We start from the raw sequence: 1,944 nt of genomic DNA on the forward strand, positions 1-1,944 counted from the left end.
CCATGCGGGCCGCTTTTTCCGCCGCCTTTTCATCGTTCGATTGCATAATAACGCTCTACATCGTCGCGCGACGCCTTGACAATCGTCCCGCCCTCGTCTCTTAGCCCCACTCCGCCGACAGCGATGTCGACGAGTGCTGCCGTAGCTCAGTGGTAGAGCGCATCCTTGGTAAGGCTGAGGTCGTGAGTTCAATCCTCACCGGCAGCACCAGCTTTTTTCATCCGACCGCCGCGTGGACCCGACGTCCCGCCGGCCCTGCGATAGGGGCCCAAGGTCGGTCACCCCATCCTGACCAAAGTCTGTCGGCAATGGCCGCCATGGCAGCGACGCCTTGCCGTGACGCCGTCCTGTGCCTAAACCGCTCTCATAATACCAATGAAATACCGGAGAGCTGTTATGACGCGATGCATGGCCATGACGGGGACGTACGCGGCCCTGATCGCGACGGGCTTGGCGACCACGGTCTCCGCGCAGGGTGCCGCGCAGCCGGTGACGATGCCCGCCATTTTCCCCGCGCCGACGTCGGTCGCGCTTCAGGCCGGCACGATAACGCTCGGCCGATCGGTGGTGCTCGTCGCCCCCGCCGGCACCGACGGTGACAGCGTCGCGCTGGTCCGCGAGATCCTGCGCGCCGCCGGAGTCACGACGATCACGACCGCACGGCGGCTGCCCGCCGCCCCCGATCGCCCGCACATCCTGCTCGGCACCGGCGATACCGCGATCGTCCGCGACGCGCTGGCCCGCGCCGGTACCGTCCGCGACACGCATCCCGAAGGCTATACGATCGCCACGCTCGCGGCGGGCAACAGCGGCATCATCACGCTGGCGGGCCACGACGCGGACGGACTATTCCATGCCGTCCAGACGTTCCGACAGCTCGCGGCACGCGCGGTCCTTCCCGCGCTGGTGATCCACGATCATCCCGCGATGCCGATGCGCGGCACGATCGAGGGCTTTTACGGCAAGCCCTGGACGATGGCGGACCGGACGAAGCATCTCGACTTCCTCGCCACCGTCAAGGCGAACACCTATGTCTACAGCCCCAAGGACGATCCCTATGCGCGCGATCGCTGGCGCGAGGCCTATCCCGCGGCGACTTTGTCCGCGCTCGGCACGCTGGTCGCGACCGCACGGCGCAATCATGTCGATTTCGTCTATGCGGTCTCGCCGGGCCCATCTGTGTGCTTCTCCGACCCCGCCGATGCTCAGGCGCTCGAACGCAAGTTCGCCGCGCTGCGATCGATCGGCGTCCACAGCTTCTACGTCGCGCTCGACGACATCGAATATACCAAATGGAACTGCGAGCGGGACAAGGCCAGTTTCGGACCATCAGGCGCCGAAGCCGCCGGCATCGCGCAATCGCGCCTGCTGAACGCGGTTCAGGCGGATCTGCTCGCGAAGGATCCGTCGTCGCGCCCGCTGATCATGGTCCCGACCGAATATTACGACGCGAAGGAAACCCCGTACAAGGCGGCGCTGCGCAAATATCTCGATCCCCGCGTCGTGGTGCAGTGGACCGGCACCGATGTCGTCCCCCCCGCGATCTCGATCGCCGATGCGAAGACCGCGACCAAGGCCTTCGGGCGCAAGACGCTGCTGTGGGACAATTATCCGGTCAACGACTATGCGCAGACCACCGGGCGGCTGCTGCTCGCGCCCTATGCGCGGCGCGAGGCGGGGCTGGCGGGCGAACTGACGGGGATCCTGTCGAACCCGATGAACCAGGAGGCGCCAAGCCGCGTCGCGGTGACCGGCGTTGCTGCGTTCGGCTGGAACGACAAGGACTATGACGCGGACCGCACGTGGCAGTTCGCCGCCCGCGAGCTGGCGGGCGGCGATGCGCGCGCGACCGCGGCGCTGCTGAGCTTCTTCGACACGCAGCATCTGGCCCCGACCTTCGGCAGCCAGCCCTGGCAGCCCCAGGCGCCCAGGCTCAAGGCCCAG

Annotated in this window: 1 protein-coding gene and 1 tRNA gene; both read left to right on the forward strand. The window is 66.9% G+C overall.

Annotation, left to right across the window (positions count from 1 at the left end):
- Positions 1-135: 135 nt before the first annotated feature.
- A tRNA-Thr gene (locus sphsw_RS12150) sits at positions 136-210 on the forward strand.
- A 204-nt stretch (positions 211-414) separates the two neighbouring features.
- Positions 415-1,944: beta-N-acetylhexosaminidase family protein (locus tag sphsw_RS12155; RefSeq protein ID WP_235188381.1), on the forward strand; the 1,530-nt coding region annotated here is incomplete at its 3' end.

This window comes from Sphingomonas sp. FUKUSWIS1, from assembly GCF_000733135.1.
In the GTDB taxonomy this organism is placed as follows: Bacteria; Pseudomonadota; Alphaproteobacteria; order Sphingomonadales; family Sphingomonadaceae; genus Sphingomonas; species Sphingomonas aerolata.